Annotated in this window: 11 protein-coding genes; 6 read left to right on the forward strand and 5 right to left on the reverse strand. The window is 66.9% G+C overall.

Annotated features, from left to right (window positions below):
- Positions 1 to 183 precede the first annotated feature (183 nt).
- Positions 184 to 642 (forward strand): (2Fe-2S)-binding protein, encoded by a 459-nt coding sequence (locus JYP50_RS08375; protein WP_206560041.1) that lies wholly within the window; start codon positions 184 to 186, stop codon positions 640 to 642.
- An 11-nt stretch (positions 643 to 653) separates the two neighbouring features.
- The gene (locus JYP50_RS08380; RefSeq protein WP_206560042.1) at positions 654 to 2,816 is read left to right on the forward strand and encodes a xanthine dehydrogenase family protein molybdopterin-binding subunit; all 2,163 of its coding nucleotides are present in this window, start codon (positions 654 to 656) and stop codon (positions 2,814 to 2,816) included.
- Positions 2,817 to 2,847: 31 nt separating this feature from the next.
- On the opposite strand, the gene JYP50_RS08385 is transcribed toward JYP50_RS08380, so the two are convergent.
- From JYP50_RS08385 to JYP50_RS08395, 3 genes are all read right to left on the reverse strand, one after another.
- Positions 2,848 to 5,184, reverse strand: coding sequence for a DUF6351 family protein (locus tag JYP50_RS08385; RefSeq protein WP_206560043.1), 2,337 nt, complete (start codon positions 5,182 to 5,184; stop codon positions 2,848 to 2,850).
- Positions 5,185 to 5,329: 145 nt separating this feature from the next.
- The gene (locus tag JYP50_RS08390) at positions 5,330 to 6,334 is read right to left on the reverse strand and encodes a cysteine synthase A (RefSeq protein WP_206560044.1); all 1,005 of its coding nucleotides are present in this window, start codon (positions 6,332 to 6,334) and stop codon (positions 5,330 to 5,332) included.
- Between the two features lie 83 nt (positions 6,335 to 6,417).
- Entirely contained in the window at positions 6,418 to 6,834 is a 417-nt protein-coding gene (locus JYP50_RS08395; RefSeq protein WP_206560045.1) for a group II truncated hemoglobin, read from the reverse strand.
- Positions 6,835 to 7,220: 386 nt separating this feature from the next.
- Between JYP50_RS08395 and JYP50_RS08400 the strand changes: the two genes are divergently transcribed.
- From JYP50_RS08400 to JYP50_RS08410, 3 genes are all read left to right on the forward strand, one after another.
- Positions 7,221 to 8,498 (forward strand): O-acetylhomoserine aminocarboxypropyltransferase/cysteine synthase family protein, encoded by a 1,278-nt coding sequence (locus JYP50_RS08400; protein WP_206560046.1) that lies wholly within the window; start codon positions 7,221 to 7,223, stop codon positions 8,496 to 8,498.
- Between the two features lie 34 nt (positions 8,499 to 8,532).
- Positions 8,533 to 9,057: a gamma-glutamylcyclotransferase gene (locus tag JYP50_RS08405; RefSeq protein ID WP_206560047.1), complete on the forward strand. Its 525-nt coding sequence runs from the start codon at positions 8,533 to 8,535 to the stop codon at positions 9,055 to 9,057.
- Between the two features lie 500 nt (positions 9,058 to 9,557).
- Positions 9,558 to 10,001, forward strand: coding sequence for a GNAT family N-acetyltransferase (locus tag JYP50_RS08410; protein WP_206560048.1), 444 nt, complete (start codon positions 9,558 to 9,560; stop codon positions 9,999 to 10,001).
- A gap of 157 nt (positions 10,002 to 10,158) precedes the next feature.
- Here JYP50_RS08410 and JYP50_RS08415 read toward each other — a convergent pair whose 3' ends face one another.
- Both JYP50_RS08415 and JYP50_RS08420 read right to left on the reverse strand, forming a co-directional pair.
- Positions 10,159 to 10,671, reverse strand: coding sequence for a nuclear transport factor 2 family protein (locus JYP50_RS08415; RefSeq protein WP_206560049.1), 513 nt, complete (start codon positions 10,669 to 10,671; stop codon positions 10,159 to 10,161).
- A 213-nt stretch (positions 10,672 to 10,884) separates the two neighbouring features.
- Positions 10,885 to 11,847, reverse strand: a complete 963-nt coding sequence (locus JYP50_RS08420; RefSeq protein WP_206560050.1) for an AraC family transcriptional regulator — start codon at positions 11,845 to 11,847, stop codon at positions 10,885 to 10,887.
- Positions 11,848 to 12,238: 391 nt separating this feature from the next.
- Between JYP50_RS08420 and JYP50_RS08425 the strand changes: the two genes are divergently transcribed.
- On the forward strand, positions 12,239 to 13,432 hold the full coding sequence (locus JYP50_RS08425; protein WP_347136747.1) for an efflux RND transporter periplasmic adaptor subunit: 1,194 nt from the start codon (positions 12,239 to 12,241) through the stop codon (positions 13,430 to 13,432).
- Positions 13,433 to 13,438: the final 6 nt, after the last annotated feature.

The following is a 13,438-nucleotide window of genomic DNA, read 5'->3' on the forward strand; positions in this document are numbered from 1 at the left end:
TTCAAAGCGTCGCCAGTCGGCCCCTGCGCGCCCTTGTCGAAAACTACGGTTTTATTGCCTAAAACCGGCGCTGTGCCGGGTTTGGTGCGGATCGGGCAAGTCAGCCGCCGGCCAGTTGCCTATACTGTGGGGCCAGTGCCGCGGCGTCCGAGATTTGCCCCGGTCGCAGTCAGGAGATCACCCATGCCCGAACTGAAAATCAATGGCGAAGTCCACGCGGTGGACGTCGACGCCGATACGCCGCTGTTATGGATACTGCGGGACGAGTTAGGCCTCACCGGCACCAAGTACGGTTGCGGTATCGCCCAGTGCGGCGCCTGCACCGTGCACTTGGACGGGCAGGCCATCCGCTCCTGCTCGATGCCCGCCCAGGCGCTGGAGAACAGGGACATCCTCACCATCGAAGGCCTCGATTCGCGGGTTGCCCGCGCGGTGCAGGAGGCCTGGATTCGCCTCGACGTGGTGCAGTGCGGCTACTGCCAGTCCGGCCAGATCATGTCCGCCGTGGCCTTGCTGGAGAGCAACCCCGCACCCAGCGACGATGAGATCGACAGCGCCATGAGCGGCAATATCTGCCGCTGTGCCACTTATCAGCGTATTCGCGCGGCCATCCACGCGGCCGCCGATACGCTCGCCGCATAAGGAGGTCGACCATGAAAGCTTCGCCATCCACAGCCACCACCGGTGGTCTTTCCCGTCGCACCTTCCTGCAGTCCACCGCCCTGGGCGGGCTGATGCTGGGCCTGCAATTGCCCCTGGCCGGGCGAGTCCGGGCGGCGGCGGAATTCGCCCCCAACGCCTTCGTGCGCATCGCCCCGGACGACACGGTCACCCTGATTATCAAACACTTCGAGATGGGCCAGGGTAGCACCACCGGCCTGGTGACCTTACTCGCCGAGGAACTCGACGCCGACATCGAGCGCGTGGCCATCGAGTACGCCCCGGCCAATGCCCAGCTCTACGGCAACGCGCTGCTGGGTGGCGCCCAGGGCACCGGCGGCTCCAGCGCCATGGCCGATTCCTGGACCAAGATGCGCCGCGCCGGCGCCACCGCCCGGGCGATGCTGGTGCAGGCGGCGGCGCAACGCTGGCGGGTGCCCGCGGCTGAGATCGCGGTGTCCCGCGGCGTGGTGTCCGCCGGAAACCGGCGCGCCACTTTCGGCGAGCTGGCCGCGGCGGCGGCCGAGGTGCCCGTGCCCGAGACCGTGTCGCTCAAAGCCCCCGGGGATTTCATCTACATTGGCCGGGAATCCACCCGCCGGGTGGATTCCCGCGCCAAATCCACCGGCACCGCCACCTTCACTATCGATGTGCGACTGCCGGAGTTGCTGACCGCGGTGATCGCCTGGCCGCCGGCCTTCGGCGCCACCCTGAAGTCCTACAAGGCCGACAAGGCGCTGCAGGTCAAGGGCGTGGTCGATGTGGTGGAAATCCCCGAGGGGGTGGCGGTGGTGGCCGAGGGCATGTGGCCGGCGATCAAGGGCCGGCGGGCGCTGGAACTGGATTGGGACACCGCGCGGGCGGGCCCGGCCTCCAGCGAGGCGCTGTATGCCGAGTACGAGGCCCTGGCCGACCAGCCGGGCCAGGCGGTGGTGGCCAGCGACGACACCGCGCCGCGGCTGGCAAAGGCCGCGCGCAAGGTTACCGCGACCTACCACTTCCCCTACCTGGCCCACGCCGCCATGGAGCCGATGAACTGCGTGGCCTGGCTGCACGACGGTCGTTTGGAAACCTGGTCGGGGCACCAGTTTCCCTCCATCGATCACCCCTCCGCCGCCCGCGCGGCGGGCCTGGAGACCTCGCAGGTCACCCTGCACACCCTGGTGTCCGGCGGCAGTTTCGGGCGCCGGGCCAACCCCTGGGCGGACTTCACCGTGGCCGCGGTGCAGGTGGCGAAGGCGCTCAAGGACAAACACGGTTGGGAGCGCCCGGTGCGCATGCAGATGACCCGGGAGGACGACACCCGCGCCGGGCAGTACCGCCCGCTGTACGTGCACAAGGCCGAGATCGGCCTGGACGCCAACGGCGCGCTCAGTGCCTGGCGGCACGCCATCGTCGGGCAGTCGATCATGGCCGGCGCGGGCATGTTGCGGGACGGGCAGGTCGACGAGTCCAGTGTGGAGGGTGTGGAGCCCACGCCCTACAGCATTCCCGCCCACAGCGTGGCACTGCACTCCCCGGCGCAGCCGGTGCGGCCCCTGTGGTGGCGCTCGGTGGGTCATACCCACACCGCCTTCGCCGTGGAGACGCTGATGGATGAACTGGCGGAGGCCGCCGGCAAGGACCCGGTGGCCTTTCGCCTGGCGCTGCTGGACGGGGATCCGCGCATGGCGGGTGTCCTGAAACGGGTTGCCGAGGAAGGTAACTGGGGCCGGGAGCTGCCGGAGGGCCGCGCCCAGGGCATCGCCGTGCACTACTCCTTCCGCTCCTATGTCGCCCAGCTGGTGGAGGTCAGCCTGCGGGCGGATGGCCTGCCGCGGGTGCACAAGGTGCACTGCGCGGTGGACTGCGGCGTGGCCATCAACCCGGACCAGGTGGCGGCGCAGATGGAGGGCGGCATCGGCTTCGCCCTCGCCGGCGCGCTCTACGGCGAGATCGATATCGAGCAGGGCGAGGCCAAACAGAGCAACTTCCACGACTACCGGGTGCTGCGCATCGACGAGATGCCCGAGGTGGCGGTGCACATCGTCGACTCCCGCCTCGACCCCACCGGGGTGGGCGAGCCGGGGGTGCCGCCGCTGGCGCCGGCGGTGGCCAACGCCATGTACCGCCTGAGCGGCAAGCGGGTGCGGCGCTTGCCTTTCGCGGCCGCCTGAGCGGCGGCCGTCCCGATGCGCGGAGCCGGCGCTAGTTGATGACGCCCGGCTGGCTGTAGTCGCACACGCCCTCGGGGAAGATCGCCTCCAGCGTGGCGCGCTCCTCCGAGCTGGGCTCCCAGCCGCCGTACAGGCCGCTGTCGATCGCCTCGCCAAGCGGCTGCAGCGCGCACTTGAACACGTCGCCGGTGATCGGCGCGCCGGCGACGATGCGCGAGGTGCTGTAAATCGGGAAGCGCTCGGTGCAGCTCCCCGGCGCCGCGTCGTCGAGGATGCCGTTCCACACGTCCTCGCCGCTGGCGATCAGGGCGCCGCCGCTGTCGAAGCAGCTGTCCACTGCCTCCGCCGGCCGGTTATCGCCCACCGAGGCCCCGGGGTTGTCGCGAATGTTGGCCATCCACTCGTCGATGACCGCGAACGCGTCCATGGTGTTGTCGTGGTCGCCACCGTCCGGGTTGCGGTCGATAAACCAGATCACCTGGTTCGAGGCGTCGCCATCGTGGTTCAGCAGGCGTTGCCGGGCGGCGAAGGACTGGTGGGAGTTGTGCATGTCCAGCTCCTCCTCCAGGTAGTGGCGCACGTCGATCAGCGGGATTTCCACGGCCCCGTGATTGACCATGCCCGAATCGAAGGCGGCGCCGATGGCGCCGGGGTCGGCGGCCTTGCGCGGCGCCGGTTGTCCGGCGCTGCCCGGGGCGTTGGCGTTGCGCCAGCTCCAGGGGTCGATCTGGTCGGGGAACAGGGGCAGGTTGTCATTCAGTGCGAAGCACAGTTCGATGATATAGGGGCAGCCCTCCTGCACCATCTCCGGTTCGTTTTTCCAGCTGCCGATGTTCCAGTTCAGGTCCAGGAATTCCGCCGGGGTGATATTGCCCTCGCGCAGGGCCTGCAGGCCGTACTGCACGCCCACGTTGTCCCAGGTGGCGCTGGCAAAGCCGTCTTCGGCGGTGCCGTAGATGTTGATCAGGTCGGCGAAGTGGGACCATTCAACGGACGCCTGTTGCTCGCCGGTGATGCCCGGCGCCTGGCCAAAATTCGGGTTCAGCGCCAGCGCCGACAGGCCGCGCCAGGCGGCGGTGCATTCGGTCGAGCCCGGTGCGAGCCAGGGGGTGAGGCCGAAGTCCACCACGTCATTGGGCACGGTATTGCTGGCGTTGAGGCCGATCAGCCAGGTCCGGTTTTCCCAGTTGGCCCATTTCGACATCGGGTCGTCCAGCACTTTCATGTCCATCCACCGTTCCAGCAGTTCGCAGTCGCCGATGTGGATGGTCTGGGTGACCATGTCGGGGTAGGCGTACTGCGGCACGCCGGCGTCGATCAGTCCCGGGTGGTTCTGGCCGTAGACATATTGCTGGATGCCGCCGCCGGAACCGCCGACGCCCACCGTGTAATCCGGCGCGCCGTAGGCGGAGACGAAGCGGTCCTTGACCATGAGCGCGGTCTCGCCGCCCAGCTCCAGGTTGTAGTGGGTACCGGTTTTGGTGCCGGTGGAGTAGGCGACGGCGTAGCCCGCCGCCAGGCCGTCGGCGTAGAGGGCGCGGCGGCGGCTCGGGTCGCCCTGGTAGTGGCCGATGGCGACGCCGCCCTGGAAGTAGTAGATCAGGCGCTTGTTCCAGGCGCTGAGGTCCGGTTCATCGTCCTCGCCGGGGGCGGGCGAGAGCATGGCGATCGAATAGAGGAAGCGGTTCAGGCTGCCCCTTTCCCAGCGCACGATAAAGTCGACCTCGTCGCCGTCTATCGTGGTGGTGGTGGCCATGTCGCCGGGGGCAGCCTGCCCGGGCTCGTAGTCCGCCCAGTCGCCGTCCACGGTGCGGTACTTGTAGCTGATGACCCGTTCCACCGTGCACTGTTCATCCAGTACTGGTCCCAGTTCCAGGTTGGCAAGGTCGTCGTCCACCGAGCAGAAAAACGGCGTTTGCTGCGGGCCGGAAAAGATCGGTCCGGTGGCGGGGTAATTGGTCAGCGTGAGTTCCGCTTCCGGCACATTGCCCTCGGCACTGCTGACAGTCAGCGCATTACCGCCCTCGACGAGGCCGTCCACGCGTCCCTCGAGGCCGTGTCCGCTGGCCATTCCAGTGAAGGCCCCTGATACATCGCGACCGTCCAGGGCTACGTTCACATCATCCAGCGACAAGCCCTCCGGCACCTCAATGGCAATCCGGGCCTCGCCGCCGCTGACCTGGTCCGGGGCACTGGACAGCACCGCCAGTACGAATTCGCCCAGTGGCGTCGGCGCTTCTCCGCCACCGGCGTCGCCGCCGCTGTGGTCGCTGCTGTCACTGCAGCCGGCGCCGAGCCCCATGGCCAGCAGTAGCGGTAGCATGCGCAGCGCCGGGTGGCGCAAAGGGAACGATGACTTGCGTTGCATTTTTTTCTCCTTATATGCGGACGGCATCCAGCAAGCATAGACTTCGGTGGGTTGCGAGCCAATCGGGTGGTATAAAAAAATAAACCCGGCGCACAATAGTGGTGCGCCTGTAACAGCTTGGGAATGCTTGTGTGGTTGGGCTTGCCTAGCTGGCCATCCAGGCAGGGAAGGGCAGTTTGTGGCGCATCAGGAATTCGGGATTGAACAGCTTGCTGTGGTAGCGGCTGCCGGAATCGCACAGGACAGTGACAATGGTGTGGCCGGGGCCCATGTCGCGGGCCATCGCCATCGCGCCGGCGATGTTGATGCCGGAAGAACCGCCCACCGAGATGCCCTCGTGCTTGAGCAGGTCGAAGACCAGGGGCAGGGCGGTGTCGTCGTCGATGCGGTAGCTGAAGTCCACCTCCACCCCTTCCAGGTTGCCGGGCACGAAGGACACGCCGATGCCCTCGGCGATGGAGTGGTCTCCGGTTTCCGGTTCGCCGCCGTGGAAGTGGCTGTACAGGGCGGAGCCCACGGGGTCCGCGAGGCCGATTTTCACCGCCGGGTTGCGCTCGCGCAGCGCGGCCGACACCCCGGCCAGGGTGCCGCCGGTGCCCACGGCGCAGATAAAGCCGTCCACGGTGCCCTCGGTCTGGTCCCAGATCTCGGGTCCGGTGGTGTCGAAATGGGCGCGCCAGTTGGCGGGGTTGTCGAACTGCCGCGCCCAGGTGGCGCCGTTGGGTTCCTCGTGGGCGCGCCCGCGGGCGACGTTTTCCGCGGTGTGGATGTAGTGGCCGGGACTGCTGTAGGGCACCGATGGCACCAGGATCAGGTCCGCCCCCAGCATCTCCAGGTGATCGATCTTCTCCTGGCTGGCGGTTTGGGGCATCACGATGACCGACTGGTACCCCAGGGCGTTGGCGACCAGGGTGAGCCCGATGCCGGTATTGCCCACCGTGCCCTCGACGATCACCCCGCCGGGCCGCAGTTCACCGGAGGCTTCAGCCGCGCGAATGATGCCCAGGGCGGTGCGGTCCTTGACCGACCCCCCGGGGTTCATGAACTCCGCCTTGCCGTAGATGTGGCAGCCCGTCTGTTCCGAGGCCTCCCGCAGGTAGAGCAGCGGGGTGTGGCCGATCAGGTCGAGAATTCTTGGCTGGGTCGGCATGGAAGCCTCCTCGGCGAGCTTGGGAACCTACCTGCATTATCGGTGGCAATCCCGGTCTCCGCCAGTGAGTCCCGGCTGCCGCCTCAGCCGGTGGCGATGATGGTGCCGTCCGGTTCTCGCGCGCCGTGCTCGCTGTTCTGCACCGCCGCGGCGATGCGTTGCAGGGGGATTTCCAGCATCCGCTTGAGTTCCTCGCTGGCGCCGGATTCCTCCAGGGCGCGGTCCATGCACCACAGCCACTGGTCGCGCTCCACCGGGCCGATGCGATAGGGCGCGTGGGGCTCGGTCATGCACACCGAGCCGTACTTGTCGGCGTAGAGGGGTGGGCCGCCCATCCAGCCGATCAGGTAGTCGGCGAGTTTTTCCTTCATCGGGCCCAGGTCCGCCGCGTGCATGCGGCGGATAGTGGCGGCCTCGGGGGCCTTGTCCATGATGTCGTAGAAGCGCGCGCACAGCTCGCGGATGCCGGCCTCGCCGAGGATCTGGTAGGGGGTGTTCATGGCTTGCTCTCCCTGGTGTTCGGGTGACGTCTGCGGTGTCCGCCGGGTCGATTCTACGCTCCGCGATGCACGCCGGGCCATCCTCGCCGGCCATGGCGTGGCTGTCGCGGGCCCCGGGCGTGGCCTGTTGCGTCGGCCACCGCACTACCGTAGCGGGAATCCCGGGGGCGCGCTATATCGGGGTCAACGCGAGCGGGTGCTTTCCGGGGCCGTCGGGGGCACAAACGGGGCGCGGTCTGATTTGCTGAACGGGCGCGCCGATGGCTGTCGGTGGCGCGTGTGCCTTTGTCCGATGGTCGGCTTCTGCTAGGCTCGCCACTGGCGCCGGCAAACCCGTGGCCGGTCGGCCGACAATGCAGAACAAAACCACCCAGGAAATACCCTTTATGAAACCCGAAACGCTCGCGCTCCACGCCGGTTATCACGGCGACCCGACCAGTCACGCCGCCACCGCGCCGATCTACCAGACCACCTCCTATACCTTTGACAATACCCAGCACGGGGCCGACCTGTTCGACCTGAAAGTGCCGGGTAATATCTACAGCCGCATTATGAATCCGACCAATGCGGTACTGGAAGAGCGCCTGGCGGCACTGGAAGGCGGCATCGGCGCGCTGGCCCTGGCCTCGGGCATGGCGGCCATTCGCTACGCCATCGAGGCCATCGCCGAGGTGGGGACCAACATCGTCAGCACCTCCCAGTTGTACGGCGGCACCTACAACCTGTTCGCCCACACCTTTCCGCGCCAGGGCATCGAGACGCGTTTCGCCGACGCCGACGATTTCGACGCGGTGGCGGCGCTGATCGACGACAACACCCGCGCCCTGTTCTGCGAGTCCATCGGCAACCCGGCGGGCAATATCGTCGATATCGCGCGCTGGGCGGAGATCGCCCACGCCGCCGGTGTGCCGCTGATTGTCGACAACACCGTGGCCACGCCGCTGCTGTGCCGCGCCTTCGATCACGGCGCGGACATCGTGGTGCACTCGTTGACCAAGTACATCGGCGGCCACGGCACCACGGTGGGCGGCGCCATTGTCGATTCCGGCAAGTTCGACTGGGCGGCCCAGCCCGAGCGTTTCGCGATCATGAACACCCCGGATCCCTCCTACCACGGGGTGGTGTACACCGAGGCCATGGGCCCGGCGGCCTACATCACCCGCTGCCGGGTGGTGCCCCTGCGCAACACCGGCGCGGCGCTGTCGGCCCACAGCGCCTTCCTGCTGATGCAGGGGCTGGAAACCCTGGCTTTGCGCATGGAGCGCCACTGTGACAACGCCCAGCGCGTGGCCGAACACCTGGCCGCGCACCCGCGGGTGAGCTGGGTGAACTACGCCGGCCTGGAGGGCAGCCCGCACCGGGCGACCTGCGACAAGATCTGCGGCGGCAAGGCCTCGGGCATCCTCAGCTTTGGCATCGAGGGCGGGCAGGCGGCGGGAGCGAAGTTCATCGACGCCCTGCAATTGATCCTGCGCCTGGTGAACATCGGCGACGCCAAGTCCCTGGCTTGCCATCCCGCGAGCACCACCCACCGCCAGCTCAACCCCGAGGAACTGGCCTCGGCCGGTGTCAGCGAGGACATGGTGCGCATTTCGGTGGGCATCGAGCACATCGACGACATCCTGGCGGATATCGACCAGGCGCTGGCGGCGAGCGCCGCCTGAGTCGTGCTCGCGGGGACGGGGGGACAGTCCGCCAATGATTGAGGGGCGCAACGCGGCCACCTGGGTGTTCGGCTACGGTTCACTGATCTACAAAGTGGACTTTCCCTGGCTGCGGCGGGAGGTGGCGAGCATCACCGGCTGGCAGCGCCGCTTTTGGCAGGGCTCCCACGACCACCGGGGCACTCCCGAGCAGCCGGGCCGTGTGGTGACGCTCACCCGCGTGCCCGGCTGGCGGTGCAAGGGCGTGGCCTACCTGGTGGAGCACAGTGTGTTCGATCACCTGGATCACCGGGAAAAAAACGGCTACGAACGCATCGCCACCGAGATCCGCTTCGAGCGTGACGGCGAAACCGCGGACGGCGTGTTTTACATCGCGACGCCGGACAATCACGCCTTCCTCGGCGACGCCCCCATCGAGGAAATAGCCGCGCACATCGCGCGTTCCCGCGGCCCCAGCGGCAGCAATCGCGATTACCTGCTGCGGCTTGCCGAGGCCCTGCGGGAGCTCGACGATCGCGACGAGCACGTGCAGGCGCTGGCGTCCCTGTTGCGGCAGTAGCGCCGACACCCTCCCTGATCAGGGACTATTATCCCCTGTTGGCCTCACACTAGAATGCCCCGCTGTGGCGGCGCGGCTATGGATAGCGTAAGCCGTCGCCGCAACTTCAGCCGGGCATGGGTGCCTTTTGCCGTGTAATCGTTGAGGTCGTGAGTGTTGTTGTCTTCTGGGTCTGGCAGTCGAGAACGGCAAGTTTTCGGGTTGCTGCAATTACATTCCGCGCGGGTTATTATTCTTCGCTGTTAAAACTTGTACGCGAGTACCAGGGAGGGCGCGTCTGTTATGCTAAGTCATGCCTGCCGTGGGGCCTGCGCCGCTGGAAATCTCTTGGGGGCCTGCGCAACGCCGATTCATCCCGCGTTCTGCCTGGGCTTCGCTAACTCGCTGTTCCGCGTTTATCCGGCCCGCGTATGAGCGCGCCATTTTCCGCAAGTGGCGGTAGGTCTCCCCGTTACTGTTTGCGTCCGATCACCGAGAGCGACACCGAGGCGCTACTCGCGATGTATAGGGAGGCGCGTTGGCAGGAGTTGCAGCAAGTCGACTGGAGCAATGAGCAGCGCGACAGATTCCTGGAGATGCAGTTCGAGGCCCAGCATCAATACTACCGGGAGCGCTTCCCCCTCGCGGCTTTCCAGGTCATTGAAGCGGAGGGCGTCGTGGCGGGGCGGCTGTACCTCGACCGGTGCCGCGACGAGTTGCGTATCGTTGACATTCTTGTGGCGGAATCCCACCGCAATGCCGGCCTGGGCGGGCATGTTTTGGACAGTGTGCTCGCCGAGGCGCGCAGTGCCGGACTGCCCGTGCGCATTTATGTGGAAAAGTCCAGCCCAGCGCTTCGTCTTTACCTGCGCAAGGGCTTTTTCCGCACAGTCGATGCCGGGGTGTACTGGCTGATGGAGTGTGCGCCCGCTGCGGCGGAAACACGAAGGGGCAGCAATTCATAGCAAGGCGTGCCTGGCACGCCGGTTTGGGGCCGACGTTACCGGAATCAGGGTTCAATCCTTCTGGCGAGGGTGCCCGCCCCGTGCTTGCTACTGTCCTCAGGCCAGTCGCACCGCTGATACATCAGCCGGTATTCGAGCCGTTTGCGACGAGTGCCCACTAGTTCCCGGGTCGATCGGGAAAGTTGGGCGACATGTCGAGCGTCAGCCGGGTGAGCGTGCGATAGCAGATCAGCCACGTGCCGTCGACCTTGCGGTATTGTTCATGGTAGTGGCCGTAACCGTGGAGGTACTCCCGGGTCTCGCCGTTCTGCCACCACAGGTGATCCTCCATGGGCCAGATGGCGGTGGCGCTAGTGTCGGAGGTGAATTCAATCTCGGGCTGGTGCAAGTGGTGGCAGGAGGTGATGGGCGCCGGGCCGTCCATCAGGTCGCGAATCGCCGCGGTCAGTGCCGTCGGCCCGACGACTTTGTTGCCTTCGCCGCGCGCCCCGCCTTGTCGCCCGGGCGACGCGTTGCCGTAGGCTTCGGAGACCGCGTCCTCGGTATGGACACTGCCGTACCGGTCCCATTGCTTGAGGTCCATGTAGCGCACGCGCCGTGCCGAGAGCTGCTTGATTTCCTCGATTGCCACCAGCCTTTCCAGGTCGTCCATCCCATTCCCCTTGTCCATTGCCGTGCATCCGCGCTCGGCCGGTTGGTGCTGGCCGCGGCAGTGCATATGGCGAAGTGTAAAATGAGTTCGTCCCTTAATTGGGCTGTTGTTGGAAACAGTCCATGTTTGGCGGGGCTGTTTACGCCTCGATCAAGTACACCTTTGATCCTTTTGGCTTCGCTGTCCTATTGCCGCGCGCCGGCTGCGCCAGGGAAGACGATGACTTCGCTGTCAGGCGGGCACCCCCTGCTGCTCCCCGCGCAGGCGGCTCACGTCCGCCCGCGGTGGCGCGCCGAACAGGCGGCTGTATTCGCGGCTGAAGTGGGAGGGGCTTTCATAGCCCACCCGGTAGCTGGCGGAGGCCGCCTCCAGCCCCTCGCTGACCATCAATCGCCGCGCTTCGTGCAGGCGCAGTTTCTTCTGGAACTGCAGCGGGGTCATGCGGGTGATCTGCTTGAAGCTGTGGAACAGCGAGGACTCGCTCATATTGGCCTCGTCCGCCAGGTCGCTGATGCGCAGGGGCTCCGCGTAGCGGTCCTGGAGCGTCGCGATGACCCGGGATACGCGGCTGGCCTGACCGTCGCTGACCGCAAAGCGGCGCATGCGCGGCCCCAGCTCGCCGAGCAGGGCGCGGTAGAGAATCTCCCGCCGCGCCAGGGGCGCCAGCACCGGGATATGCTCGGGCGTATCCAGTAGCCCCACCAGCCGCGACACCGCCTGCAGCATGTCCCCGTCCATTTGTGTCTGGCACATGCCGCAGGCGCTGTTGGGGCACTCGGGTACCTTGCCCGATTCCGGCGCCTGGTCGCCCATGCCCAGCAGCAGCTCGGTCACCTCCCGCGGATCGATCTTCAGTTTGATGCCCAGATAGGGCTGCTCGGGCGAGGCCTCGATGATCTGGCCGAGGACCGGCAGGTGGACCGAGGTCACCAGGTAGGACAGCGGTCCGTAGCGGATTTCCCTGTCGCCCAGTTGCACGCTCTTGCTGCCCTGCACCATGAAGGCCAGTGACGGCTCGTAGACCGAGGACATGCACTGGCTGCGACTGTCGCTGCGGATCAGGGTGACGCCTTCCAGGCTGGAGTCCAGCGGTCCGGCGTCGGGGACCCAGCGCAGCATGCGCTGCGCCAGCTGCATGCGCAGGATTTCCAGGTTGGCCTGTTCCTGGTTCAGGGGCGTGGGGGTGCTGGGCATCGGTGCGGGCCTCCGGGGCTGCGCGAGTGGTTGCAGGCAGTATACGCCCCGCTCGGTCTCCTCGCCGGTGGGGCGGGCAAGTTTTGCAGGATTGGGCAAGCACTGTGCAGGAATGGACAATTCGGCAAGCCGTTGGCAATCAGGTTGGAATAAGGTTATGCCAAAAAACCATTAAATATTAGTGTAATAAAGCTGTTCTCTGGTGTTTTTGGAATATTCCAGAAATCGTGCTTCCGGCCTCTTTCGGAGAATTGTGCAATCAAGGGCCAGAAACGCGCTACCGCCATCGCGTGCCCGATCCCTATCATTTGCTGCATTGTCGCGGTGGGCCATGCGGGTCCGCCGACAACTTACAGGTGGCGGGCGCCAGGCCTGCACAGGGAGGAGTAAGGTGAGGATTGGAGACTATTTTCGGCGCTACCAGGCGCGGCGCCGCTGGCGCGCGCTGGTCGCGGCGACCGCGACTGCCGCGGTGCTGGGGGGCTGCAATGTGCGCGGCGACAGCGCGCAGGTCGCGTCGCCGCCGGCGGTGGACGTGGCGGAAGTGCTGGTGGAGCCGGCGGTGCTCTGGGACAGCTTTACCGGCCGCGTGGCCGCGCCGGAAACCGTGGACCTGCGCGCCCGGGTCAGCGGCTATATCGACCGCGTGGCTTTCGCCGAGGGTGAACTGGTGCAACAGGGCGAGGTGCTGTTCGAGATTGACCCGCGGCCCTACGCGGCGCGGGAACAGGCCGCCCGCGCGGAACTGGCCCGGGCGCGCAGCCAGTTGAAGCTGGCCACCAGCGAGGCGCGGCGGGCGCGGCAGTTGCTCGACGGCAAGGCCATTTCCCGGGAGCAACACGAACAGCGCGACGCCGCCCGCGCCGCCGCGGCCGCCGCGGTGCGCGCCGCGGAAGCGGCCCTGGCCAGCGCCCGGCTGGACCTGCAATACACCCAGGTCAAGGCCCCCATTACCGGCCGCGTGGGCCGGGCCCTGGTTACCCGCGGCAACCTGGCGGGCGCGGATCAGACGCTGCTCACCACCCTGGTGTCGGTGGACCCGATGTACGTGTATTTCGAGAGCGACCAGCAGACCCTGCTGCACAGCGGCGACCTGCTCGACCTCGCGCAGCGGCCCGAGGTGCGCATTGGCCTCGCCGGGGAGGACGGACTGCCGCACCGGGGACGCCTGGATTTCGTGGACAACCGCCTCAACAGCCAGTCGGGCACCATCCAGTTCCGCGCGGTGGTGGACAACGGCCGCGGCCTGTTCCGCGCCGGCCAGTTCGCGCGGGTGGAAATGCCCACCGAGCGGGTGCGCGAGGCCCTGCTGGTGGACCGCAAGGCGGTGCTGACCGACCAGGACCGCCGCTATGTCTACGTGGTGGATGGCGAGGGCCGGGTGCAGCGTCGCGACGTGGAGCCGGGGCGCGAACTCGAGGGCCTGGTGGTGATTCGCGAGGGCCTGTCGCGCGGCGAGCGGGTGATCGTCAACGGTTTGCAGCGCGTGCCCGGCTCCGGTGTCGAGGTGCTGCCGCAACTGGTGGGCATGGTGCCCGAGGTGCCGGGCAGCCAACTGGCCTCGGCGCAAAACTTCAGTTTCTAGGGGATC

It is taken from the genome of Parahaliea mediterranea, assembly GCF_017255185.1.
GTDB lineage: Bacteria > Pseudomonadota > Gammaproteobacteria > Pseudomonadales > Halieaceae > JAFKCZ01.